Origin of the sequence: Arthrobacter parietis, assembly GCF_039530425.1 — a bacterium.
In the GTDB taxonomy this organism is placed as follows: Bacteria; Actinomycetota; Actinomycetes; order Actinomycetales; family Micrococcaceae; genus Arthrobacter_D; species Arthrobacter_D parietis.
Window position 1 is genome coordinate 177,418 of sequence record NZ_BAAAON010000003.1, and the last position, 23,377, is coordinate 200,794.

The 23,377-nt window shown below is 62.7% G+C and carries 26 protein-coding genes; 16 read left to right on the forward strand and 10 right to left on the reverse strand.

Going from position 1 to position 23,377, the window contains the following annotated elements; genetic code table 11:
- Positions 1 to 18 precede the first annotated feature (18 nt).
- Entirely contained in the window at positions 19 to 1,833 is a 1,815-nt protein-coding gene (gene glsA, locus ABFX19_RS12950) for a glutaminase A (RefSeq protein ID WP_346028502.1), read from the forward strand.
- Between the two features lie 98 nt (positions 1,834 to 1,931).
- On the opposite strand, the gene ABFX19_RS12955 is transcribed toward glsA, so the two are convergent.
- Both ABFX19_RS12955 and ABFX19_RS12960 read right to left on the reverse strand, forming a co-directional pair.
- Positions 1,932 to 2,480, reverse strand: coding sequence for a GNAT family N-acetyltransferase (locus tag ABFX19_RS12955; protein WP_346028503.1), 549 nt, complete (start codon positions 2,478 to 2,480; stop codon positions 1,932 to 1,934).
- A gap of 26 nt (positions 2,481 to 2,506) precedes the next feature.
- Positions 2,507 to 3,985, reverse strand: coding sequence for an MDR family MFS transporter (locus ABFX19_RS12960; RefSeq protein ID WP_346028740.1), 1,479 nt, complete (start codon positions 3,983 to 3,985; stop codon positions 2,507 to 2,509).
- 498 nt (positions 3,986 to 4,483) lie between these two features.
- On the opposite strand from ABFX19_RS12960, the gene ABFX19_RS12965 reads away from it, so the two are divergent.
- The 4 genes from ABFX19_RS12965 to ABFX19_RS12980 all read left to right on the forward strand — a co-directional run bounded on the left by ABFX19_RS12965 (position 4,484) and on the right by ABFX19_RS12980 (position 7,186).
- Positions 4,484 to 4,711, forward strand: a complete 228-nt coding sequence (locus tag ABFX19_RS12965) for a hypothetical protein (protein ID WP_056549018.1) — start codon at positions 4,484 to 4,486, stop codon at positions 4,709 to 4,711.
- Positions 4,712 to 4,848: 137 nt separating this feature from the next.
- Positions 4,849 to 5,751 carry a transposase gene (locus tag ABFX19_RS12970; RefSeq protein WP_277358631.1) on the forward strand — a complete coding sequence of 301 codons (903 nt, stop codon included), beginning with the start codon at positions 4,849 to 4,851 and terminating at the stop codon, positions 5,749 to 5,751.
- A gap of 286 nt (positions 5,752 to 6,037) precedes the next feature.
- Positions 6,038 to 6,538 carry a hypothetical protein gene (locus ABFX19_RS12975; protein ID WP_277358632.1) on the forward strand — a complete coding sequence of 167 codons (501 nt, stop codon included), beginning with the start codon at positions 6,038 to 6,040 and terminating at the stop codon, positions 6,536 to 6,538.
- 69 nt (positions 6,539 to 6,607) lie between these two features.
- Positions 6,608 to 7,186 carry a hypothetical protein gene (locus tag ABFX19_RS12980; protein ID WP_346028504.1) on the forward strand — a complete coding sequence of 193 codons (579 nt, stop codon included), beginning with the start codon at positions 6,608 to 6,610 and terminating at the stop codon, positions 7,184 to 7,186.
- Here ABFX19_RS12980 and ABFX19_RS12985 read toward each other — a convergent pair.
- Positions 7,183 to 8,286 carry a trypsin-like peptidase domain-containing protein gene (locus ABFX19_RS12985; protein ID WP_346028505.1) on the reverse strand — a complete coding sequence of 368 codons (1,104 nt, stop codon included), beginning with the start codon at positions 8,284 to 8,286 and terminating at the stop codon, positions 7,183 to 7,185. The two genes, ABFX19_RS12980 and ABFX19_RS12985, sit on opposite strands and share 4 nt — an antisense overlap.
- Before the next feature lie 69 nt (positions 8,287 to 8,355).
- The gene (locus ABFX19_RS12990) at positions 8,356 to 8,883 is read right to left on the reverse strand and encodes a metallophosphoesterase family protein (RefSeq protein ID WP_346028506.1); all 528 of its coding nucleotides are present in this window, start codon (positions 8,881 to 8,883) and stop codon (positions 8,356 to 8,358) included.
- Positions 8,884 to 8,938: 55 nt separating this feature from the next.
- On the opposite strand from ABFX19_RS12990, the gene ABFX19_RS12995 reads away from it, so the two are divergent.
- The 8 genes from ABFX19_RS12995 to ABFX19_RS13030 all read left to right on the forward strand — a co-directional run bounded on the left by ABFX19_RS12995 (position 8,939) and on the right by ABFX19_RS13030 (position 16,495).
- On the forward strand, positions 8,939 to 9,784 hold the full coding sequence (locus ABFX19_RS12995; RefSeq protein WP_346028507.1) for an SDR family oxidoreductase: 846 nt from the start codon (positions 8,939 to 8,941) through the stop codon (positions 9,782 to 9,784).
- 143 nt (positions 9,785 to 9,927) lie between these two features.
- Positions 9,928 to 10,728, forward strand: coding sequence for a mechanosensitive ion channel family protein (locus ABFX19_RS13000; RefSeq protein WP_277358635.1), 801 nt, complete (start codon positions 9,928 to 9,930; stop codon positions 10,726 to 10,728).
- Between the two features lie 58 nt (positions 10,729 to 10,786).
- The gene (locus tag ABFX19_RS13005; RefSeq protein ID WP_056549029.1) at positions 10,787 to 10,987 is read left to right on the forward strand and encodes a hypothetical protein; all 201 of its coding nucleotides are present in this window, start codon (positions 10,787 to 10,789) and stop codon (positions 10,985 to 10,987) included.
- Positions 10,988 to 11,165: 178 nt separating this feature from the next.
- The gene (locus tag ABFX19_RS13010) at positions 11,166 to 12,443 is read left to right on the forward strand and encodes a serine/threonine-protein kinase (RefSeq protein ID WP_346028508.1); all 1,278 of its coding nucleotides are present in this window, start codon (positions 11,166 to 11,168) and stop codon (positions 12,441 to 12,443) included.
- A complete protein-coding gene (locus tag ABFX19_RS13015) occupies positions 12,440 to 12,964 on the forward strand; it encodes a hypothetical protein (RefSeq protein WP_157359118.1) in 525 nt (174 codons plus the stop codon). The genes ABFX19_RS13010 and ABFX19_RS13015 overlap by 4 nt, the downstream gene beginning before the upstream one ends.
- A 1-nt stretch (position 12,965) precedes the next feature.
- Positions 12,966 to 13,607 carry an MBL fold metallo-hydrolase gene (locus ABFX19_RS13020; RefSeq protein ID WP_277358637.1) on the forward strand — a complete coding sequence of 214 codons (642 nt, stop codon included), beginning with the start codon at positions 12,966 to 12,968 and terminating at the stop codon, positions 13,605 to 13,607.
- Between the two features lie 112 nt (positions 13,608 to 13,719).
- On the forward strand, positions 13,720 to 15,159 hold the full coding sequence (locus ABFX19_RS13025; RefSeq protein WP_277358638.1) for an APC family permease: 1,440 nt from the start codon (positions 13,720 to 13,722) through the stop codon (positions 15,157 to 15,159).
- 79 nt (positions 15,160 to 15,238) lie between these two features.
- On the forward strand, positions 15,239 to 16,495 hold the full coding sequence (locus ABFX19_RS13030; RefSeq protein ID WP_277358644.1) for a phospholipase D-like domain-containing protein: 1,257 nt from the start codon (positions 15,239 to 15,241) through the stop codon (positions 16,493 to 16,495).
- A 6-nt stretch (positions 16,496 to 16,501) separates the two neighbouring features.
- Here ABFX19_RS13030 and ABFX19_RS13035 read toward each other — a convergent pair whose 3' ends face one another.
- The 3 genes from ABFX19_RS13035 to ABFX19_RS13045 all read right to left on the reverse strand — a co-directional run bounded on the left by ABFX19_RS13035 (position 16,502) and on the right by ABFX19_RS13045 (position 19,919).
- Positions 16,502 to 17,230, reverse strand: a complete 729-nt coding sequence (locus tag ABFX19_RS13035; RefSeq protein ID WP_277358645.1) for a GntR family transcriptional regulator — start codon at positions 17,228 to 17,230, stop codon at positions 16,502 to 16,504.
- Positions 17,214 to 19,025, reverse strand: a complete 1,812-nt coding sequence (locus tag ABFX19_RS13040; RefSeq protein ID WP_346028509.1) for a gamma-glutamyltransferase family protein — start codon at positions 19,023 to 19,025, stop codon at positions 17,214 to 17,216. The genes ABFX19_RS13035 and ABFX19_RS13040 overlap by 17 nt, the downstream gene beginning before the upstream one ends.
- 156 nt (positions 19,026 to 19,181) lie before the next feature.
- Entirely contained in the window at positions 19,182 to 19,919 is a 738-nt protein-coding gene (locus ABFX19_RS13045) for a GAF and ANTAR domain-containing protein (protein ID WP_346028510.1), read from the reverse strand.
- A 130-nt stretch (positions 19,920 to 20,049) separates the two neighbouring features.
- Here ABFX19_RS13045 and ABFX19_RS13050 point away from each other — a divergent pair, with 130 nt between their 5' ends.
- Positions 20,050 to 20,289: a hypothetical protein gene (locus ABFX19_RS13050; RefSeq protein WP_277358648.1), complete on the forward strand. Its 240-nt coding sequence runs from the start codon at positions 20,050 to 20,052 to the stop codon at positions 20,287 to 20,289.
- Between the two features lie 3 nt (positions 20,290 to 20,292).
- Positions 20,293 to 20,580, forward strand: a complete 288-nt coding sequence (locus tag ABFX19_RS13055; protein WP_346028511.1) for a GNAT family N-acetyltransferase — start codon at positions 20,293 to 20,295, stop codon at positions 20,578 to 20,580.
- Positions 20,581 to 20,584: 4 nt separating this feature from the next.
- Here ABFX19_RS13055 and ABFX19_RS13060 read toward each other — a convergent pair whose 3' ends face one another.
- Together ABFX19_RS13060 and ABFX19_RS13065 are read right to left on the reverse strand one after the other, a co-directional pair.
- Positions 20,585 to 21,208, reverse strand: coding sequence for a DnaJ family domain-containing protein (locus tag ABFX19_RS13060; RefSeq protein ID WP_346028512.1), 624 nt, complete (start codon positions 21,206 to 21,208; stop codon positions 20,585 to 20,587).
- Between the two features lie 136 nt (positions 21,209 to 21,344).
- Positions 21,345 to 22,358: a GTP pyrophosphokinase gene (locus ABFX19_RS13065; RefSeq protein WP_346028513.1), complete on the reverse strand. Its 1,014-nt coding sequence runs from the start codon at positions 22,356 to 22,358 to the stop codon at positions 21,345 to 21,347.
- A 22-nt stretch (positions 22,359 to 22,380) separates the two neighbouring features.
- Here ABFX19_RS13065 and ABFX19_RS13070 point away from each other — a divergent pair, with 22 nt between their 5' ends.
- Positions 22,381 to 22,503 carry a hypothetical protein gene (locus tag ABFX19_RS13070; protein ID WP_346028514.1) on the forward strand — a complete coding sequence of 41 codons (123 nt, stop codon included), beginning with the start codon at positions 22,381 to 22,383 and terminating at the stop codon, positions 22,501 to 22,503.
- Between the two features lie 134 nt (positions 22,504 to 22,637).
- On the opposite strand, the gene ABFX19_RS13075 is transcribed toward ABFX19_RS13070, so the two are convergent.
- Positions 22,638 to 23,318, reverse strand: a complete 681-nt coding sequence (locus ABFX19_RS13075; RefSeq protein WP_346028515.1) for a plasmid pRiA4b ORF-3 family protein — start codon at positions 23,316 to 23,318, stop codon at positions 22,638 to 22,640.
- Positions 23,319 to 23,377 lie beyond the last annotated feature (59 nt).

A 23,377-nucleotide genomic window follows, 5' to 3' on the forward strand; every position in this document is an offset into this window, starting at 1 on the left:
CGCCATAGTCTTGCAGCTATGGAATCTCCAATTGAAAGCTACCTTGCGCGGATTCACCGGGAGATTGCGGACCTGAAGGACGGCAAGCCGTACAGCACCATTCCGGCGATGGCCAACGTCAATCCGGACAACTTTGGGATCTGCCTCACCACCGTGGACGGGTACATCTACGAGGTCGGTGATACGCGCGAAGAGTTCAGCATCCAGTCGATCTCAAAGCCTTTCACCTATGGTTTGGCGTTGGCGGATCTCGGGCTGGACGCGGTGGACGAGAAAGTTGACGTTGAGCCCTCCGGTGATTCGTTCAACGAGATATCTCTTGCCGAAGGTACCGGTCGCCCGGCAAACGCCATGATCAATGCCGGCGCGCTGACTGCCACCTCGCTGGTCAAGGGAGCGGGCGGCAATACCCGGATCAAGCGGATCGTCAACACGTATTCGGCATTTGCGGGGCGGCAGCTTTCCATTGATGAGGAAATTTTCGCATCGGAGCTCGAACATGGTCACCGGAACCGCGCGTTGGCCTATCTGTTGAGGTCCTTCAACATCATCGAGGATGATCCGACGCCGGTAATCGAGGACTACTTCCGCCAGTGTTCGGTGCTGGTGAACTGCCTGGACCTTTCGCTCATGGCGGCGACCCTGGCCAACAGCGGGCGGAATCCCATGACGGGGAATCAGGTGATGGACATAGTGCCGGTGGAGCGCGTGCTGTCCGTCATGACCACCTGCGGAATGTATGACGACGCCGGTTCGTGGATCAGTACCGTCGGGATGCCGGCCAAGAGCGGTGTGGGCGGTGGAACGATCTCTGTACTGCCGGGGCAGGTTGGGCTGGCGGTCTATTCACCGCCGCTCGATGAGCACGGCAGCAGCGTGCGCGGCATGGCGACTAGCCAGCGGCTCTCGCAGGACATGGAGTTGCACTTTGTCCGGGCAGCGCGTGTGGGCAAGTCTGCTATCCGCTCGACCTACGACATCACTGCCGCTCCGTCAGGGATCCGACGCGACGATGAGGCAATGGACCTCATCCGCGATCATGGGCATCGTGCACGCCTTGTCGAGCTGAATGGTGACCTGCTGTTTGCCGGTACCGAGTCGATGGTCCGCGAACTGAGCAACCTCCCGGACGAGGTGGAGCTCGTCATTCTGGACCTGCGTCGCGTCGATGAAGTTGCAGATGTTTCCCTCCGGCTCCTGGCTGAGGTCCGGGAAAACCTGGTCGATGAGGGTCGGGAGCTCGTGTTGATAGATGCGGAGGGAACGCTTGCCCATGCTTTCCGCGATGTCGACCGTGAGGTTCCGACTTTTGACACCCGGACCGCAGCGGTTGAGTGGTGCGAGAACCGACTGATCGCAACGTACGGGAGCGATCTCGATCTGCCGAGCAAGGTTGACATTTTCCAGTGTCCGGCTCTTGGTCCGCTCACGGCTGAAGACGTGCAGAAGCTCGCAGATCGGATGGAAGATCGAAGTTACGACGACGGCGATGTCATCCGCCGTATCGGTCAGTCGTTCGGTGGGGTGTTTTTCATTTTGTCTGGAGCGGTCACGACATCGGTGGTCGGTCCCACCGGCGATCGGGTGAAACTGACCACCCTTAGTGCCGGAATGACCTTTGGGGAACTTGCGCTCGGCAGTGACGATCGGCAGGAAACCACGGTCAAGGCGTCCGGAAACGTTGTCATCAAGCTCCTCACGGCGGACGCCATATCTCGCTTGGAGTCGGAGGATGAGCGGCTCGCTCTTGAGCTGTGGAAAGCCCTGACCAGGGACGCATACACCCGGGTGGATCTCTATCTCAGGGAGACTGCTGTCAGGATCCGCGACTGACCGGGCGCTGCGCACCCGCAGCACCGCCGGTTACCTGTTACACCCCAGATGAACGCAGGTCGTGTTCGTGATTCGCACCCAGTCCTGCAGGCGTAACCTCAAGGCCGCGGATCAGTCGCCAACATCCCCATCACCACGGCGTCAATCCACTCGCCGTTCCACCGCAGCGCATCCCGCAGCCGCCCCTCGACCCGGAATCCACACTTCTCGTAAGCCCGTTGTGCCCGCGGATTGAACGCGTACACCTCCAGGCTGATGCGGTGCACCCCGACAACATCGAACGCATGCCCGACGACGGCTCGCGTCGCCTCGGTGCCATAACCTAGACCGAACCTTGAATCAGCATTGAGTGCAATCCGGAACCCGAGCGATGAATTGTCTTCGTCGTAATCATTCAGCACCACTTCACCGATGTGGGACCCATCCGACGTAAGGATGATCGCCCAATCCGCCCGCCCGTCAGTCGCTGCAAGCCCCGCAAGCCACGACTCGATCTGCGGCCGCGTGAACTGCCCGTGGGTTCCGGTCAGACGCATCGACTCGGGGTTCTGCAGCCCAATCCAGGTTCCTTCCACATGCTCCGGGCCCAGCGGTTCAAGGCGCAACCTTGCTGTGGTCAGGACCGGCGGCGGGGTGAAATGAACCATCAGTCGAGTTTAATGTGCGGCCGAGCCTAATGTGCCAGCGGAGCGGCAGGTGCCTCCTCGCCGTCGTGCATTGACGACGACGGCGGCGGGCCGACCGGCGCTGCCGGCTTACGGACGAACAGCGCTGCGACCACCGCAAACAGGAAGATGACCGCTCCACACAGGAAGGCCATTCGGATGCCGCCTGCCAGAGCAGGCACCTCCGCGGTGCCGGCGGCCATGAGCGCGCCTGTCTGCAGCGTCATGACGGATACGAAAAGCGCGATGCCCGTAGCTCCTGCCAGTTGCTGGACGGTGCCGACAACCGCACTCGCGTGGGAGTAAAGCTGCGGCCGCACTGAGCCCAGAGCCGAGGTGAACAGAGGAGTGAACATACCGGCAAGCCCAATGCTCAAAGTCACGTGGCAGGCCAGCACCAACGGGATCGGGGTCGAAGCATCGATCAGGGTCAGCGCCCAGAACGCCGATGCGACAAGCAGCGCACCCGGAACCACCAGAACGCGAGGCCCGTGTTTGTCGAAGACACGCCCGACAACCGGTCCGAGAAGACCCATGGCGAGCCCGCCGGGCAGCAGCATCAGGCCGGCAGCCGCTGGTTCGAGACCGAGCACATCCTGCAGGTAGATGGGCAGCAGGATGACTGTTCCGAACAGCGCCATCATGCTGATGGCCAGCACGAGGATCGACACTGTGAAGGTACGCGATTGGAAGGTCCGCAGGTCAAGTAGCGCACGGTCGCGACGCTGCAGCACCAGTTGGCGTGCGATGAAGCAGGCCAGCCCGACGAATCCGACGGCGAGCGGCACCCAACCCGGAATACCCGATCCGGCTGCAGCCTCGCCGAATTGGCTCAGTCCATAGACGATCCCGCCGAACGCGAAGGCGGAGAGGATGACGGAGAGGACGTCGATCGGCGTGCGTCGCGGCGTGGTCACGTTCTGGATGCGGATGCCGCCAAGTATCAGCGAACCGAGGGCGATGGGAAGCACCAGCCAGAACATCCAGCGCCAGTCCAACACACTGAGAATGATCCCGGAAATGGTGGGGCCGATGGCGGGCGCCACTGAGATGACGATCGAGATGTTACCCATCGTCTTGCCGCGCGACGACGGCGGCACGAGAGTCATGACGGTGGTCATCAGCAGCGGCATCATGATCGCGGTTCCGCTGGCCTGGATCACCCGGCCGACGAGCAGCATCTCGAAACCGGGCGCCATCGCAGAGACCAGGGTGCCCAGGCTAAAGAGCGTCATGGCCGCGAGGAAGACCGGCCGAGTGTTGAAACGCTGGATGAGGAAGCCCGTGATGGGGATGACAACCGCCATGGTGAGCATGAACGCCGTCGTCAGCCATTGTCCGGCCGATGCGGTGATTCCCAGATCATCCATAAGGCGCGGCAGCGCCACTCCCATGATGGTCTCGTTAAGGATGACAACGAAGGCCGAGACGAGGAGCAGGGAGATGACCAGCCGGTCACGAGGAGAGACCTCGCTGACCTCGTCGATCTGGTTCGTGCCGCCGTCGGCCTGAGTGCGTTTGTTGGTCGTTTGCGACACGGAAGGGTCCCCCTGAAGATACTGAACGGCGCGCAGGAGTGTGCGCAGCCAGAAGTAACAAGCACGGCCGGCCGCCGCTTATTCCCCGAGTACCGTCTCCGGCGTACTGTTATTTCTGAGCGCACCGCTGACGGAGAGAAGGTCCTTCTGATGTCCATCCCACCGCCTCATGAGCCGCATCCCGATCCGTCCCAGCCACGGCCGCCGGGGGAACCGGCGCCGGAGCCGCAGCCCGCTCCTACCCCGTACCCCTTTCCTGATCCGGCACCCGACACCCCTGGCGTGCCGCCGGAGCCCGGGCCCGGCCCCTCACCGGACAGGCCTATTCCGGAACCGGGGCCGTCAATACCCCCGCTGCCTTGACCCGCGATTGATCAGCTACCTGATTGTTGCTACGATTCCATCAGCTTGAGCAATGGGCACAGTGACAACTCCTGTGGAGATCCCGTGGAAGACAAGCTTCGCATCCTGGACCTGCCAGCCGAGGAACTCCCATCGGCTCGATTTGATGCATCCTTGCTCAGCACCAGCGAGCTGAAACTCAGATGCAACGAGTACTTTGCCCTGCTTGACCAGCTCAACCCTCCCGAGTGCCTGCTGGCCGACTATGAAGCGGCGTGCGACGAGCTGAGGCAGCGCCTTGCTGCCGCATCCCCCTCGCTGGAGACGGTCTGATCCGCGCACAGCACCGGATGGAAACAAGGTCCGGCGCGTTGAGCTGGCAGGACACGCCGTAAATGGTGAGCCTGAAGGGGTGTGTCCTGCACACTCAACGGTAGAAACACAGCCAACCGTTCGGAGATCGTTCCGCAGTGACTGACCTCGCCGACATCGCGTCCGAGCTCTACTCGCAACCCCTAGACGAGTTCACCGCTGCCCGCAATACCCGCGCGAAGGCCCTCGATGACAAGTCGCTCGCCAAGGAAGTCCGCGCGCTGCGCAAGCCGTCGGCGTCTGCCTGGCTGCTGAACATGATGGCTATCCACCGCGGCGACCAGTTGCGGCAGGCGCTGACACTGGGTGCGGCGATGCGCGAGGCACAGGAACAGCTGGACCGCAGTGAGTTGAAGAAACTCGGAACGCAACGCCAGCAACTTATTGCAGCGCTGGTCAAGGACGGCGTCGCCCTGTCTGAAGAACTTGGTCACCCGGCAAGTTCAGCTGCGGCCCTCGAAGTGGAGCAGACCCTGCGGGCAGCAATGGCCGACGCCGGTGCTGCCGCTGCCGTTGCTACCGGCCGCCTGATCCGGCCGCTGGAGGCGACGGGCTGGGAAGCGGTGGATCTCGCCGGAGCAGTGGGCGGGCCCTTCGACGCAGGCGGCGCGGTGAACAGCGGCGACGCGAGCGCTGATGCAGCTGATTCCGCTGATTCCGCAGATGCGACGAAGGCCGATGCGGCGAAGAAGGCGGAAGACGACCGCGCTTCCGACGCACGCGCTGACCTTGAGGACGCAGAAGATCACTTTGAGGAAGCCGGGTCTGCGTTGAAGCGTGCACGCGAGCGAGTCGATCAACTCGACCGCGACCGTGACGCGCTAGTGGCTCAGGTAAGGGACCTGAGAAAGCGGATTCGCGCCCTGGAACAGGACATCGACGTCATTGATGATGCTGCCGATGATGCGGTCCGCGAGCGCACGGAGGCTGATCGTGCAGCAAAGGAGTCAGCCCGCGAGGTGGAGCGCGCCCGCAAAGCGCTCGAGAAGCTCACCCGGTAAAAGCTCACGCGGCAAAAGCTCACCCGGTAACGTCGGAATAACGATCGCCGCCGCCCACAAGGTGACGCTCTTCACCTCGTAGGCTCCGCCGTCGCTCGCGTTTCCCGAACCCGCGCCGTTCGGGTAGAAGTTCTGTCTGAGCACTAGCGGGTCACGCCTCAGACCGTACGGTCACGAACCGGTCAAGACCGGTTGAATACGTTAGCAAGCGTGCTTAGTGTCATAGATGGCGCTGGCAGCTACGGCTGCCAGGCGCCGCCACCCTCACCAGAAAAAGGAGAACGATATGAACACGCGCAAGCACATGTCACGGACCCGAACTCTGGCTCTTGCAGGAATCCTCCCGCTGGCCGCACTCGGCCTGACGGGTTGCAACGGCACATCCGGTTCGGAAGAAGGTGCCGACGTCGAGGATGTGGTGGAGGAAGACAACGAAACTGCTCCCTACAACGGCGCCCTCGATTCCGAATTCTACGATGCCTACCAGAGCTACATCGGCGAGGAAGTAACTGTCTCCGCCGACGTCAACGAGATCGTGTCCGACACGTCCTTCACGATTGCAGGGACGGATGACACCACCGTCGAGGCGCTGCTGGTGGTTCTGGAGGAAGGCACGGTCGAAGTTGAGCCGGGCGCGGCAGTGTCGGTGACCGGAACCGTCATGGAATCCTTCGACCTGCCCACCGTCGAGGATGACACCGGATTGGACCTCGAAGAGGACGCCTATGCCGACTACGACGGGGAAAATTACATCGTGGCCAGCGAAGTGGATGTCGAGGAGAGCTGACGCTCGGCAGGAGTACCGTAACGGGATCGTGAGGTCAGTCAGCACACTGAAAAGTCAAGAATGGGAGACATGGCAGAGATGAGAGCAGACAAGCGCAGGTATCTGAAAGCAACCGAGCACGACGACGCCCCATCCCGGCGGCGCAGTGCCTGGCTGATCATCGCCGCGGCTGTCATTTCGGTGGTCTCGCTCGCACTGGGCGCGCTGCAGTTGCAGTCTGTGCAGCGCGCCATCGGTATCCCGCTTCCGGAAATGATGGTCGGTGGGTACGACGTCGACTACGTCGAGGCAGTCCGTGACCTCCTGGACGCTGCGGTCATCGAGCGCTACCAGAGCGTGCATTACCTCTGGTTCCTGCTGTTTCCCGTGGCGTTCGCCGCGCTGATCATCCTGCTGGTCCGCCGGTTCAGCCGCTCACCGCTCCGCTGGCTCTTCTACGCCGTCGCCTTACTCTATGCCGCCGTGCATATCGCCGAGAACCTTGTGCTCGAAGCTGCTCTCGCCTCCGTAGAAATCACATCCTCCGAAGTGGCCTTCGCGAGTTTCCTGACGACGGCGAAGTTCATACTCTTCGCCGCCGCCATCCTTGCCTTTGCCCTGTCCTTCACCCTGAACCGGACGACCAGCCGGCGGCAAACCCGCCGCTAGCCGTTCTCGACGGGCCGCTCGCCGAGGGTGATCTCCACCTCCGAGGTTTCGCCTTCGCGCATCAGCTCCGCTGTCACCGTCTCCCCCGGATTCAAAGAGCGCAGTGCGGCCAGGAGCTGTTCCGAGCTGGCGAGCGGCTCACCGTTGAGGGACACCAGAATGTCTCCCGCTTGAATCCCGGCCTCGCCGGCCGGTCCGCCTTCTTCCACCGCGAGCACCGCAACGCCCTGCTCAACGCTGACGCCGAGCTGCTGGGCAATCTGCGGCGTGATGGTGCGAGGAGCCAGGCCGAGGAACGCGTGTTCAGCCGAACCGTCCTCGAGGAGTTCCTCCACCACTTCGACGGCGGTGCCGGCCGGGATCGCAAACCCCAGCGAGACCGCGCCCGCCTGCGGCGGAATATAGGCCTCGCTGATTCCCACGACCTGGCCCTGACCGTTGACCAGTGCTCCGCCGGAATTGCCCGGACTGATGGCCGCGTCTGTCTGCACCAGATCCACAAGTGACTGGCTGTTGGTTGCCGAGCCCGGAATCTCCCGATGCAACCCGGAAATGATTCCTGCGGTTGCCGTGTTCTCAAAGCCCAACGGGCTGCCAATGACAACGGCCAGCTCTCCCACCTCCGGCAGCTCCGTCTGGAACTCGGCGGGCGGAAGTCCAGTGCGGTCAGCCTGCACAAGTGCGAGGTCGGTGACGGCATCGGTGGCAACCACAGTGCCGGTGACGCGCTGTCCGTCGGCAAAGGCAACCTGCACTTCCTCCGCACCGCGCACCACGTGTTCGTTGGTGAGGATCAGCCCGTCCTCGGTGTAGATCACACCACTGCCCAGCCCTCCGTTGTCCAGGAAAATGGTCACCACGGATGGCTGGACGTCATCGATGATTTCCGGAATGTCCGCCACCGTGGCGGCCGGGGAGTCAGCGGCGTCGCCGCTTCCCTCAGCCGTTTCACCCGATGTTGCACCCGCCGTTTCACCTGCCGTCCCGGATTCCGTCTCCGGTTCATCCGCGGCCGTGCACCCCGCCAGGGCAAGGGAAGCAAAAACAGCGACAGCGGCGAGGCGCTTCATTCCCGGCGGCTGATTCTGTGGATCGTTCACGGCAGACTCCTTGCAGTTGGCGATTGTCTACCCTCATTCCTACCAACTATGGAAACTGACCAAAAGGCACTAACCCTGGAGTCGCCCGGATGACCGGGCCGGAATGGAACGCAGGCGCACCTCGCTGAGGACGCCGTCGTCCGCTTGTGCAGTAAGGAAAGTGCAGTTGGGTTGCCTGCGCCGGTCCGTCGGCGAGCCGGGATTGAGCAGCCGCATACCGTTCGGTGTGGTGGTGTCCCAGGGGATATGACTGTGGCCGAAGACCAGCACGTCAACATCGCTGAACATGGCATCCATGCGCTTCTCCCGGTTAGTTGCCGCTCCGGTTTCGTGGATCACTGCGAACCGGATGCCCTCGATGTCCGCCCGGGCAATTTCGGGTAGCCGCGCGCGAAGATCAGCACCGTCATTGTTCCCGTAAACACCGATGAGGCGCTGCGTGCGGTGCTCCAGTTCGTCGAGTAGCTCCACGTTCACCCAGTCACCGGCATGGACGACGACGTCGGCAGCCTCCGCCTCCTCCCACACCTCTGGTGGGAGCCGGCGGGCGCGCTTGGGCACATGGGTATCGGCAATGATGAGCAACCGGGAGGCCATGTGCCCAGTCTGGCACGTGCGTCCGACGGTCCAGCCCGTGTGGGAAGCTCAGGGGATGACTGTATTGATTGCCGGATGCGGCGACCTGGGTACGCAGGCGGGACTCTATTTTGCGGAAGCAGGGCAACGGGTTGTCGGGTGGCGGCGGTCCGCAGACAAGCTGCCGGCCCGGATTGAGGGTACCTCGGTTGACCTCACAGGCAAGCTGCCGGCCATCCCGGCGGACACCGACGTCGTGGTCATCGCACTGACTGCGGACGGGCGGACCGAAGCTGCCTACCGCGCTACCTACTATGAGGGCACCGCAAACCTGCTCGGGGCACTCGCCCGCGACGGGGTTGAGCCGCGGCGGATCATTTTCGTTTCCTCGACCGCCGTATACGGCAATGACGACGGCGGCTGGATCGGGGAGAGCACGCCGCCTGCGCCGTCCACCGCCACTGGCACGGTCCTGCGTGAAACGGAGGAACTGCTCACCGAACGTGCGCCCCAGTCGGTACTGTTGCGGCTTTCGGGTATCTACGGACCGGGACGCACCCGGTTGATCGATCAGGTGCGGAACGGCACGGCGCACGCGGGCGGCGCTCCGCACTGGACCAACAGGATCCACCGCGACGATGCCGCGGCGGCCATCGTACACCTCGCAGGACTCGAGGCGCCGGCCACGGCGTACCTTGGCACCGACCAGGAACCGGCGCTGCTGGCTGAGGTCCGGCAGTTCATCGCGGAGGAGCTGGGATTACCCGTGCCCCCTATCGAAGCCCCCACTGAAGAGCGCGAGGTCACCGGCAAGCGCTGCAGCAACGTGCTGCTCACGTCAACCGGTTTCACCTTTACGTATCCGACCTACCGGGAGGGGTACCGGGCAGTTCTGAAGGGCGTAGGCGTTCGACACCTCTGACGCGAGTAGCCTGGTCCCCAAAGACAATAATAAGTACCCTTTCTATTTTGCCTGAGTGTGCCTACTCTTGGAAACGTGCACACCGGTGGGGCAGCCGTTCCACCGATCTGGAAGCTCCATGAAGCCAAACAGAGAAGGTCCCGATGGAAGAAACATTGAGAAGCGGTCTCGCGACCGTGGTCGAGTTCGTGCCGAAGCTGTTGCTGTTCCTCGTCATCCTGATCGTCGGGCTGCTGATCGCCAAAGCGATTTCCAAGGCGCTGGACAAACTGCTCGAACGTGTGGGATTTGACCGCGTCGTGGAACGCGGCGGCGTCAAGAAGGCGCTCGCGAAGTCATCACTGGATGCCAGCGACATCATCGCCAAGATTGTCTACTACGCGCTGGTGCTGTTTGTACTTCAGTTTGCTTTTGGAGTCTTCGGGCCGAATCCGGTCAGCGATCTGCTTGAAGGCATCATTGCCTTCCTGCCGAAGATCATCGTCGCAATCATCATCGTCATCGTCGCAGCCGCCATTGCCGCGGCGGTCAAGAACCTCATCCAGGGCACCCTGGGAGGGCTTTCCTACGGGAAGGTCCTGGCGAATATCGCAAGCGTCTTCATTCTCGGCATCGGCATCATCGCGGCTCTCAACCAGGTTGAAATTGCCACCACGGTGACCACACCGATCCTGATTGCCGTACTGGCCGCAATTGTCGGCGTCATTGTGGTCGGCGTCGGCGGCGGGCTCATCAAACCCATGTCGCAGCGCTGGGAGCACTACCTCAACCGGGCTGAGGAGGAAGCACCGCGGGTGAAAGCTGAGGCCCAGTCATCGCCGCCGGCCTCCCAGCAGCTCAAGGGCCAGGCACAGAAAGCCAAAGCACAAAGCCAGACCGCGGACACCTCCGGTAGCCACCAGGTGAACCAGACGGATGACCCGAACGCTCCTCGATTCCGTTAGGTTCCGGCTCCTCCGAAGCACTTCCCGTTCCAGAAACCCAGAGAGATAAGGAAAAATAATGAACATCGACAAGCAGCAGATCATTGACCTTCTGAAGAATCAGGGCAACCAGGACAAGGCGCAGCAGGCTGACCAGGAACTGCCCGACCAGGTGGACACCGAGCGTGATTCCGGCCTTCTGGAAAAGCTCGGCATCAACCCACAGGACCTGCTCGGGAAGCTCGGCGGCGGCGGTGGAATCGGCGGCCTGCTCGGCTAGTCACCTGGCAAGGAAGCAGTCCACGAGGGGGAGGGTGCGCAGTGCGTACCCTCCCCCTCCTCTTGTACTGGCTACCACATGAGAGTGTCATGAGAACCGGAGGAAGAACCTTGAGCTCCTCCCAACTCTGCGCTTTCATGGAAGGACGACGACGGCGGACAATGAGGAGGTGCCTGACATGCAGCTCCCACCTCCGCCCGGCAGAACGCCCGCGGCCGCGCCTTCCGCACGGCCGGAGCCACGGAGGCGCATCGGTGACCCGACGGGCGAAGTGCTGGATGGCCGCTACACCGTCGGTGCCCTGCTTGGCAGCGGTGGGATGGCCGAGGTCCACAGAGGCCACGATCGGGTACTGGACCGGGACGTCGCTATCAAGCTCTTCCATGGTCAGCCGGACGCGCAGCTCTCCGACCGTGAGCGTGTAGAGGCGCAGTTGCTGGCCGGGCTGGATCACCCGGGCCTGGTCAAGGTGCATGATGTCGGAAACTCCCCTTTAGCCGGTTGGGTGGTCATGGACCTGATCGATGGCCCGGACCTGCACCGGCTCCTGCGCGACGGCCCGCTGGGACCGGAACAAACGTGGGCTATCGGCCACGACGTTGCCCGGGCACTCGCGTATGTGCACGCGAAAGGAATTACCCACCGGGACGTCAAACCTTCCAATGTGCTGACCCGCGACGCCGAACCGTCATCCGGGCGTTTCGGGTATGTTCTGACGGACTTCGGCATAGCCCGCAGGGTGGACAGCGACCGGCTCACCGCGACCGGCGAGACAATCGGCACTGCAGCGTATTTCAGTCCCGAACAGGCCCGCGGTGAAGCGGTTGACAGTGCGACCGACATCTACGCGCTGGGCCTTGTGCTGCTCGAATGCCTCACCGGCGAACCTGCCTTCGAAGGCCGAGGGCTGGAGACTGCGCTTGCCCGCTTGCACCGCGCCCCCGAAATCCCGGCAACGGTCAACCCCGCCTGGCGTGAGCTTATTTCACGCATGACGGCGGAAACCGGAAGCGCGCGGCCAACGGCGGCCGAGGTCGCGAATGCCCTGGCCGCTCAGCGGAACGCTTTCCTCGCTGACGCGCGCGCCGCCGCTGCTGATACCGCGGGCGAAGATGCCGGGCCTGCAACCAGAGTCCTTCCCGGCGCAACCCACGGTTCGCCTCCGGTGCAGGATCCGCACTCCACGCGCAGGGCCTTTGTCCTTGGACTGAACGAACACTCAACTCAGCGCCCGGAACCCAACGAACGACCCAGCACTTCGGGTAACCGGAAGCCCGCCCCACGGAACCGGCGCTGGTGGGTGGCGGGCGCCGTCGTCGTCGTTCTGGTTCTGGTGGTGTTGGGAGCAGCGCTGGCGGGGCTGTTCAATCAGGCGCCCGCCGTGGAACCTTTGCCGTCAGTTCCCGGTGTTCCCGGCGAGAGACTGTCTGAACTCTACGAAAGTGTGCAGCCATGAGGTCGAAGCGATACATGATTGTCCTCGCGTTGGCCTTGCCGGTGCTTGGAGGATGCGGAGGCGCTGAAGCTCTTGACCCGGGTGCGGCGCAGTCGCTTCAGCAGCAGGTGAGGGAACTTGCCGTTGTTACGCAGGAGGGCAACCTTGAACTTGCGGTGGACCGTGCGGAGGCCCTCAAAGCCGCGGTTCAGCAAGCAGAGGATTCCGGCGCCGTGACACCGGGACGGGCGGAGCGGATTCAACAGAACATCGAGGCCTTCATCAACTCGGTGCAACCAGCCGAGGTCCCTGCGCCAACCGCACCGGCCGTACCTTCCACTGAACCGGCCCCCGTTCCCCCGCCCCCAACTTTTACAGCGCCGGCCAAGGGCCTGTTGGAAGACAGCAGGGATCCCGGAGAGACCCAGACGGACCGCGACAGGGAGCGGGCGGAGGAGGTCGCCGAGGAACTCCAGGAACAAGCCGAGAAGCAGGAGAAGGAAAGACAGAAGCAGGAAGAAGAGAACAGCGGGGAAGACTAGCATGCGCACCATCTCAGGAAACTGCTACCAACTGCAGCGTTCGAAAGGAGCCAACGGCTACCTTGTGCGCACGCCAAGCCACACCGCCCTCGTTGATCCCGGAATGGCCAGCGGGTATGACGCCCTGCTTGGCGAGTTGCGCGATGCTGCTCCCATTGTTGGGCAGGTGACCGACATCCTGCTCACCCATTACGATGCCGACCACGCCCAGACCGCCCGGCGCCTTCAGCATGACCTGGACGCAACGGTATGGCTCGGCGCAGCGGATGCCGCCATTCTGCGCCGGGAAATTGCGCCTCCCACCCGCGTGCGCCGGACGCTTTTCCGCCTGGCTCGGGTTGAACTCCCTGCGACGGTGACCGAGCTCGACGGCGACCGCGAACTTTTCGAGGGCCTCACCACCTTCCCCATTCCCGGTCACACTCCCGGTCAGATGGCCTTTCAGCTCGACGACGTACTGTTCACGGGCGACGCGGTCCGGGTTGAGCGCAACGGGACCATCAAACGCTTTTATAGCGCCCTGAACAGTGATAATCCGCTCGCTGCACGCACTACCGCGGACTTGCAGCGCAGAATCAATGCCGGTGGTGTCAGCTGGGTGTGCCCCGGACATAACCCGCCGGCACGGGTGAACGTTTCCTAGTTGGCAGAAGGCCAGTATCGGTCCGGTACATCGAGGACTAAGCTCATCTCACACTGAAAACTCTCAGTGAACTGCAGGGCCGGTAACCGGTCAGCTGAGAAGGGCGGGACCCATGGCAGAGCGAAGCACGTCCGAGCGTTCAGAGGACGCCTCACTGCTGAAGGTTCTGGGTAACTGGGATGCCCTCGCGCTGGGGTTCGGAGCGATGATCGGATTCGGTTGGGTGGTGCTCACCGGCGGCTGGATCGGATCCGCTGGGACCCTCGGTGCGGTCCTGGCCATGGTGGCAGGCGGCGTCATCATGGGCGTCGTGGGGCTCACCTACGCGGAACTGACTGCCGCCATGCCCAAAGCGGGCGGAGAACACAATTTCCTCCTCCGCGGCATGGGTCCCCGCTGGTCATTCATCGGATCCTGGGCAATCACCGGCGGGTACGTCACCATTGTGGCGTTCGAGGCTGTGGCGCTTCCCCGCACCGCTCTCTACCTTTTTCCCGGCCTGAACCAGGTGCCGCTCTGGGAGATCGCGGGAAGCCAGGTGCACCTGACCTGGGCGCTTGTGGGCGCGATTGCCGCCGTCGTCATCACGTTCATCAACATCCGCGGTGTGAAACTTGCCGGTGTAGCCCAAACCTTTGTGGTGCTCTTTCTCCTGATCATCGGTGCGGTCCTTGTGCTCGGGTCCTTCACCGGCGGATCCACAGAAAATATGCAGCCGCTCTTCACCGGCGGATCGGCGGGGTTCTTCGCTGTCCTGGTGGTGGTGCCGTTCCTGTTCGTCGGGTTCGACGTGATTCCGCAATCCGCAGAGGAAGTGAAGATCCCCGCCCGCCAGATCGGCCGGCTGGTTGTCATCGCCGTGATACTCGCAACCATCTGGTATGTCATGACTATCCTGACGACGTCGTCAGCCATGCCTGCTGGAGAAATCGCGCAGGCGGACATCGCCACTGCGGATGCGATGGGCGCCCTCTTCGGGAGCGATTTGATGGCCAAGGTGCTGATCGCCGGTGGAATCGCCGGAATTCTGACCTCCTGGAACTCGCTGCTGCTGGGGGCATCCCGGTTGATGTATTCCATGGCACGCTCAGGAATGCTGCCGGGCTGGTTCGGGAAGCTGCACCCGACCTACCGGACACCGGCGAACGCACTGCTGTTCATCGGTGCCCTGTCCTTCCTCGCGCCCTTCTTCGGAGAGGCGATGCTGGTCTGGCTGGTTGACTCGGGTGCGCCCAGCATCGTGATCGCCTACACCCTGGTCGCCGTAGTTTTCCTGATTCTTCGCCTGAAGGAACCTGCAATGGAACGACCGCTGCGGGTCGGTGGTGTTGGTAACGGCGGCCAGGCGATTGGGATCGCAGCAGTGGTGCTGTGCCTGGCCCTACTCAGCCTGTACCTGCCGGGGATGCCTGCGGCTCTGACTCCTCCGCCGTGGATACTGTTCGGGCTGTGGTGGGTGCTTGGCCTGTTCTTCCTTCTTCGTATCCCGCGTGGCATCAAACCCGGTGAAGATGCGGAGCACCGGCTGCTGGCGGCCCTGAACAAGCGCTAGCAGCGAGGGCGTCCGTCAAGCCACCGGCAGCCCGCCCCGCTTCGCCCGGCAGGCTCCTGCGGCCACTAGGCTTGAGCCCATGCGCACCTTCCGCCGCCTTCAATTGTTTGCCCTTACCCGTTCGCTGGTTGCGCGGGCGGCCATGGCGTTCGCCGCCGTGCAGGCGCTGGTCATCGCCGCCATCGTGATTATTGATGCAGTGGAAAAGAAGCTGCGCAGCAAGCGTCCGGGCTTTCCGCACCCCGGAACATTTGAATCAGAAGTGGCGGGATCGAAAACCGCCGTCATTACCTACGGGCATGACCTGTACGAGGACATGCTGGCCTCTATCCGGAACGCCCGGCACACCATCATGCTGGAGACCTACATCTGGAAGGGCGACGCCATTGGACGCCAGTTCAAGGACGCGCTGAATGAAGCGGCGGCCCGTGGTGTGAAGGTGTACGTAATCTATGACGGGTTCGCCAACCTCGTTGTTCCGTTCACGTTCTACCGGTTCCACCCGAATGTGCAGGTCTTCCGGTTCCCGGTACTGCGCCCGTCGATCGTCTTCACGAATATCCGGGGTACAGGCTTCGATCACCGCAAAATCATGGTGGTGGATGATTCCATCGGGTACGTCGGAGGCTACAACATCGGGTCGCTATACGCCTCGAAGTGGCGTGACACGCACCTGAAAATCGAAGGAAGGTCCGTCTGGGAGTTGCGCCAGGCGTTTGTCGCTTTCTGGAATTCCGCTCCGACACAGCGCCATCGCGCGTTGGAGGAAACCAGTGCGGAGTTCTGGGAACCGCGTCTGCGCGCGGTCAACAACATTCCGGCCAACCTCGTTTTCCCGATCCGCGGGGTCTATCTGGACGCCATCAATCGCGCCCACAGCCACATCTACATGACCACGGCCTACTTCATCCCTGACCAGCAGATCCTTGAGGCGCTCCTGCGCGCCAGTAAACGCGGGGTGGATGTCCGGGTCATTCTGCCGGAGGACTCCAACCATGTGGTCTCCGACTGGCTGTCCCGCGGGTTCTACTCGGCTCTGCTGCGCGACGGCGTGAAGATCCTGCTGTACCAGAACGCGATGATTCACGCGAAGACCGCAACTGTGGACGGCGAATGGTCCACGGTCGGAACCGCCAACATCGACCGGTTGAGCTTGACCGGTAATTACGAAATCAATATCGAACTGTTCGATGAAAAGCTCGCCTCCACCATGGAGCGAATCTTCGAGATTGACAGCAGCAATTGCCGGGAACTCTCACTCGAGGAATGGGAAGGCCGCCATATCGTGGCACGCGTCAGCGAAGCGATCCTCGCTCCTCTGCGGCCATTCCTCTAGCATGCATCACGGAGCAAAGGTGGGCCCGGGAGATAGAGCCGAGTTTTTATCGACGCAGAAGCGGTCCAGGTACCCGACTTTGGACTGATGCACGTGATCGGCCATCAGCTGCTGTGCATCCGCGGAGTTGCCGGAGTCGATCGCCGCAAGAATGCTCCTGTGCTCGCTCCAGGACTCCTTGCCGCGGTGGTCGACGTCCGTTGCGTAGAGCCATTCGATCTTGCCTGCGATCTGGCGCAGCAGCGCCGTCAGCGAGGCGCTGCCGCTCAATTCCGCCACACCCAGGTGGAACCGGATGTTGAGTTCGGGCAGAAGTTCGAGCCGGTTCTGCGCGACGGCGGCATCCCCCTCATCGAGCACTGCTGCCAGTGCTTTCCGGGCCTGCCACCACTCAACGCTGGGCGCACCTGAATCGAACTGCGCAGCAGCCCGGTGCGCTGCGCGCCGAGCCGTCGCTGACTCTAGCGCTTCGCGGACAAAAAACAGGTCCTCGGCGTCGTCAGCCGGGATCTTCGACACTGTGGAGCCGGCATAGGGCTTGGACTCGACGAAACCCTCGGCCTCCAACGTGCGGAGCGCTTCCCGTACCGGAACCCGCGAGATCCCATACTTGCTGGCGAGCGCTGCCTCAGTCACGCGGGTGCCCGGCGGCAACGCGCCGAAGATGATATCCCTCCGGATTTCGTCCTGAATTCGCTGCTTCGGTGCGGCGTCTTCGCTATCGGCCGGCTGCATAGCCCTGCGCTCCGCGCGGGTTGGCCGCAGCCATCAAAACTCCGGTCGCCGGGTCGCTGACAACAGCGGACAGTCGGCCGAGCGCCCACTCTCCAGCACGGGTGACGACGTGACCGCGTTGTTCCAGGTCGGCGATGACCTCCTCACCCAGCCGGTCTTCGACCACGGCGCCGCCAGGCTCCCAGGTGCGTGGGAAGAATGAGCCGGGTATCGACGTCGTATGCAGGGACGGCGCGTCGATGGCCTGCTGCGGTGAGTAGGCGCCGACAATCGTGCGCAGGATATAGACCAGCTGCCACTGGTCCTGCTGGTCGCCGCCGGGCGAGCCGAGTGCAACAACGGGCTTGCCGTCTTTGAGGATCAAGGTTGGTGTCAGCGTGGTGCGCGGCCGCTTTCCCGGCTCCAACGAGGACGGTGAGCCCTCCTCGAGCCAGGTCATCTGCAGTCGGGATCCCAGGCAGAATCCTAGTTCGGGGATGGTAGGAGATGATTGCAGCCAGCCGCCCGACGGCGTCGCGGAAATCATGTTCCCCCACTGGTCAACCACGTCGATGTGGCAGGTGTCGCCGCGTGTCTCGCCGTCGCGGGAGACTGTGGGCTCCCCTACCCCCGCGAAGCCGTCCTTACCCGTGAGCGCCGGCGGGGTGTATTCCGTCCGCAGCGGCGGTGTGAACGGCGTATGCCCGGGGACAGTCCCGGGGCGGAACTCGGTGGAAGCCTGATCGGTGATAAGCGCCCTGCGCTCGGCTGCATATTCTTCGGATAGCAGGTATTCCATCGGCACGTCGGAATCACCGTAGTATGCCTCGCGGTCTGCGATGGCCAGCTTCTGCGCTTCCAGGATGGTGTGCGCGCCGAGGGCTGTGGACGGGTCCAGGTGATCGTCCCCGAATCCGTTCAGGATGGCGAGGGTCTGCAGCAGGGCCGGACCCTGGCCCCAGGGCCCGGTCTTGGCAATGGTGTAGCCGCGGAAGTCGAGAGTGGTGGGCTCCTCGTAGCCGGCCTGGAAGTTCGCGAAGTCCTCAAGGCTCATCACTCCCGCGTGATCCTGACCCGACGAGTGGCGGTGCGGTGTACTGATGAAGTCGACTGCAGCCCGGGCGACGAAACCTTCGCTCCACTCGCGCCGGGCGGCGTCGATGCGTTCCTCTCGGGAGCCTGCACCGCTCCCTGCAGCAATGAGTCGGTCAAGGACTGAGGCGTAAGCCTCGTTTTTCACGATGTCCCCTTCTGCCGGGATCTTCCCTTCCGGCATCCAGAGCGCTGCGGAAGTGGGCCAGTGTTCGGTGAAAAGCTCCTTGACGGCGTTGATCGTTGCACCGACCCTGCCCAGCACCGGGTGCCCGTGACGGGCGTAGCGGCAGGCGAAAGCCAGGACGTCGGCAAGTTCCCAGCTGCCATGGTCCCGGAGCAGCAGGAACCAGGCGTCGACGGCGGCCGGGACGGCGGCTGCGAGCGCTCCGGCGCCTGGAACCAGCTCGAGTCCTTCGGAGAGGTAGTGCTCCCGGGTTGCACCGGCGGGAGCCGGTCCCTGTCCCATCAGGACCACGGGCTTTGAGGGGTCTTCCGCGGTGGCGAAGACGCCGGTCATGTCGCCGCCGGGACCGTTGAGGTGCGGTTCAACGACATGGAGCACGAAAGCTCCGGCGACAGCAGCATCGAAAGCATTGCCGCCGCGTTCCAGGACGGCCTGCGCAGATGCCGTTGCCAGCCAATGCGTTGAGGCGCTCATGCCGAAGTTGCCTTGGAGCGTGGGGCGGGTGGTGAAGGAATCCGGGGCGACAAAAGCGGGCATCGTTGTCCGTTCGGGGAGGCGTTATTGTGTAGTTTCGTATACAAACTATCGTGTCGACCGACCTTCGTATACCTTTTTGGGGAACCGCGGTTGCTGGCGGGAACAGCCTGCCGGTGCTGAGGCCGCGTCCCGCGGCGAAGAACCGGCTACGGTGTCCTAGGCCTCAAAGTGGGTGGTTGCGCTCGCGTTGTTCACCGACTCGACAACAGCCGCAGCAACCGCATGAAGCTTCACGTTTCGTGCGTTGGAGGCGGCTTTCAAAATATTCACCGCTTCATCCTGGCTGCAGCGGTTCTGGCCCATAATGATGCCCACTGCAAGGTCTATGGTGGTGCGGTTCTCCATTGCGACACTCATGTGCTGACTGTGCTCCATTAAAGTGGCCACCCGGACAGCTATCTGCAGTGAACGGGAAGCCCTGCGCGCGAACTGCTCTGCGGCGTCGATGCTTTCGGCATTGAACGCGAGCGGTTCACGGCAATACAGATCCAGGCCTGCATTGGCGTCGCCCTCAAGGAGGATCGGCACTCCGAGCGCTGAGCGGATCCCATGCCCCGCAACAGCTCCCGTGTACTCGCCAAAACGTTCCTCTTCCTTGAAGTCCTGAACAACGACCGTGGTGTGCTCACGCGCCGCGCGCAAACAGGGGCCGTCATCGAATGCGTATTGGACCTCGTCCATGTTGCGGGCTTCCGGGCTGCTGCTGGCAACCGTCGCCGCACGCTTCGGGCGCAGGAGGGTTACGGCCGAGTACATCGTCTTACCGGTGATCTCCCCGAGTTCACGAGCGGCGATCTTCACCATCCCATCAAGAAATTCGTCGATCTGCGCGCTCTCCAGCACGAGGTCCTGCAGCTCGCCGCGGATCGAATTTTCCTCAACTTCACCCGTCACGTTCAAACCCGCCTCTACTCAATGGTGATGCACCTGCACGATAGCAGGACGGCTCGGGGGGGTTGTGGGGCTGAATGGACACCCGTAGCCTGAATTCAATAAACAGTCTACTTACTATTGGAGGCCGGTTGTGAAGATCAGCGACGTCACCTGGAACGAACAGGCCCGGGAAAAGATTCTTGTCGATGCAGACAAAGCTCTGCAGGAAGCGGTGAAAGAGGCGGCGGCTGCGCACTCCGGCGGTGACCGGGATCAGGTGTACAAGTTCCTGTTCGAGAAGCTGCAGCCCCAATTCGTTGACTTCGAGCCGGGGCCGGACCTCAGCGAATACGCGGACGCGATTGCCAACGGCGAGTTCAACGAGGAGTAGCTCATGGCTGCTGAGGTGCAGGTAGAGAACAATTCCGACGCCGGGAAATATGAGGTCACTCTCGACGGCAAACCGGCCGGCTTCGCGGCGTACCGCCTCAAGGACCAGCAGGTCGTTTTCACCCACACCGAGGTGGATTCGGCCTTCGAGGGTCACGGGCTCGGAAGCGCCCTCGCACGGTTTGCCCTGGACGATGTCCGGGAACGCGGGTTACACGCCGTGCCCCGCTGCCCGTTCATCGCTGCGTACATCGAGCGGCATCCCGAGTATCAGGACCTGGTGGCCAGCTGAGAAGCTAACGACGACGGCGCCACCACGGTGAACGCTTCGCTGCCTTCTGTTGGGCTGCTTCCCGATCAACCCCTCCCTTTTGCGCGGCCGTTTCGTTCTGCTCAACCTGCGCATGGCGTGCTGCGCGGCGGTCACGCCAGCGCTCAATTTCCTGCTCAACGTCCCGCGTCCTGGTCACCACGGGCGGTCCACCCAGGAGCTGTCTGCGGGCATCAACGACCTGCCGGTTAAAGTCCTCGAGTAGCTCGCGGACCTTGCTCTCCATGTACTGCTGATCCAGCTTTCCGTCGAGTTCAGCATCCTCTGTGCGCAGGCGAAACGGCGCGGGTGCAAGGCCGGAAAGCTGCTCCCTCTCGATCAATCCTTTGACCCACCAGTCTGGGTCAAGGGTTGTGCCTAGACCCGGAATCGGCTTGCCGGCGTACTTCAGATTGTCGAAATCACCGCGGGCGGTTGCCTGCCGGATCTCGAAATCCGCCTTGGCAGCAAAGTCCGTGATCGGCGCTTGCTCTTCTTCGTCGTCGTCGACCTGCTCGATTGCCTCTGCGCCGCTGCTTCCCGAGCGGCGCGCGGCTCGATACTCCGAAACGCGCTGCATGCGTCTGGTGCGTTCGCTTCTGTTGTTCATCGGTACCCGCTTCCGCTGCTTCACTTCAAGTATTCCGGCAGTGCGGAATTCGAGGCAAGCCGCCGGAGCCGCGGCTCCTGCCCTAGGTACGGACTGGGCTGGCGCGGCGCAGGGAACTTCATCCGGCTTCGGCCCCTCAGTCTCGGAGTTTTCTGAGACGGTAGGTCAGCTTGGCGCGTCTGTTGCGGTCGTGGCCAAGGGCCTGCGTCTTGTCGATGTGCTCCTGGCCGTAGCGGACAAGCAGCAGATCATCGGCGGCGCGGACGTGGCCGGGAGCGAACTTGTACTGCACTTTGCGGGAGATGGCATCCCAATCGGCGGAAGCGACCAGTTCGGAGGCTTGCGCTACCGTGGTGACGCCGTGAATTTCGAGCAGTTCGCGCAGCCACTCGTACTGTTCGACGCGGCTGCGCGGGTTGCTTGGCAGCGCCTGTTCGAGAATGCTTTCGAGGGCCTCACCCGTGAGGGCAACCGGAAGGAGCAGGACCGCTTCGCCGGGGTTGGCTTTTTCGGCGGCGACCACACTGCTGATGGTGCTGAACTGGTTATCGGCCAGTTCGATTAGACCGGACGCCAGGGTGAACGCCCGGTTGACCTCCGGCGGCACTGGGCCTGCGCTCTTGTAGCGGATGTCATGCTCAAACTCCGCCCAGGCGTGCTGCAGGATGGTCCGGAACTGCACCTCAAAGCGTTCGCCGATGTGATTGCGGCACCCGTTCGGTGCGGTTGCCTCACTGACTCTGAGCACGAGGTGCTGACCCGAGTAGCCGAACTCCCCCTTTTCCCGCTGTTCGGCAGTCTTGTCGACGTGGGCAATGACGTCGAAGGAGTTGCGAAGCGCAGTCATTGCCCTCTCCACGTCGAGCTGAAGGAAGGTGATGACCCGGATGCCGATGATGTCATCGATGCCGCGCAACCCGTCCGCGTACTTCAGGTTTCCATCCGGATTACAGCGCCTCAGTTTCTGCTCCAGGGACTGGTGATCCTTCACCCGGTATTCGATCGCGTGATAGTTGAGGCCGTCGTCGTCGAGGCGGGCGGCGATGGCATCCTGGATAGCGTTGGCGGCTGCGCGCTTCTCGTGCTGGGACGCAGCATATTCCTCGAGCCACTGTTCGATGAGCCGGTCATGGGTGAGATCCGGGTCCATACGCCTCCCTACGCTGCGCCGGGTGAACCCAAGCTACTCCCTTTACCGGCTCACCATCAGGTCAGGACGGGCGACCATGTTGCTTTCGCTGAATTTCGATCAGGAATTCCCGGCCGGTATCGGTCACCTTTTTGTCTCCGGATAGGACGTCTTCGGACTTCGCCAGAACGTTCAGGCACTCCAGTGTCCGAATGACGTCACGCACCAGAGCCCGCCCTTCCCTTTCGGTGATAGGACCGTCGTCTTAAGCGAAGCCGCGGGCTGTCAGGATTTCGGCCATTATTTTTCCGCGCAGGTCATAGGACGCTGCAGAAGCCACTGGACAGGATGGACGACGGCGGCAATCACCTCGGGTGACAACGCCGGGCGCCAGAAGAACCTTGCGAGCTCCGTGAGCTGCTGATTAATCGCCTTCACGTCGACGTGTGCCGCATCAAACGCGGTTGCGGCCTCCCCCGACACTGACTCCAACCAATCGACGGCATCGGCGGAGTCCTGCTGCTGACCCTTCAGCGCCTCGATCAGCTTGTAGTAGCCGTGGATGCCGCCGCAATCCTCTACCGGACCTCTCCTACTGGCGGCAATGCATTCGAGGTGGGCAGGCAGCACCGGATCGTTGCCGACGAGGGTGACGAGATGGTCCCACGCATCGCCGAAGTCGTACTCGTATGCCAGCACTGCGCCCGTCCAGCCGGCAACCGCCACGAGCTCTGTGTGGGATGCGTCTTCTGCCTCGAGCTCAGCAGCCGACTCAGCTGCAGTGAAGTCTCGTTGGCCCCGGAAGGTGTCACTCACAGAGAACTGGTAAAGGTGACGATCCTGCCAGCCGAAAGCTGTCTGAATGACTTGGTGCAGGTCGCTCAGGAGGATGTCCGCCGGGACGGACAGGGTTCGTTCGATTGGTGGCGACGATTCGTCGATCACAACGTGCAGTTGCAGGCCGGGCACACGATCGGTCATAGCCGTGATCCTCGCCGGGCGTCTTCCTGCTTTGGGCGGCGCGTGGCATTCCTCCTCAC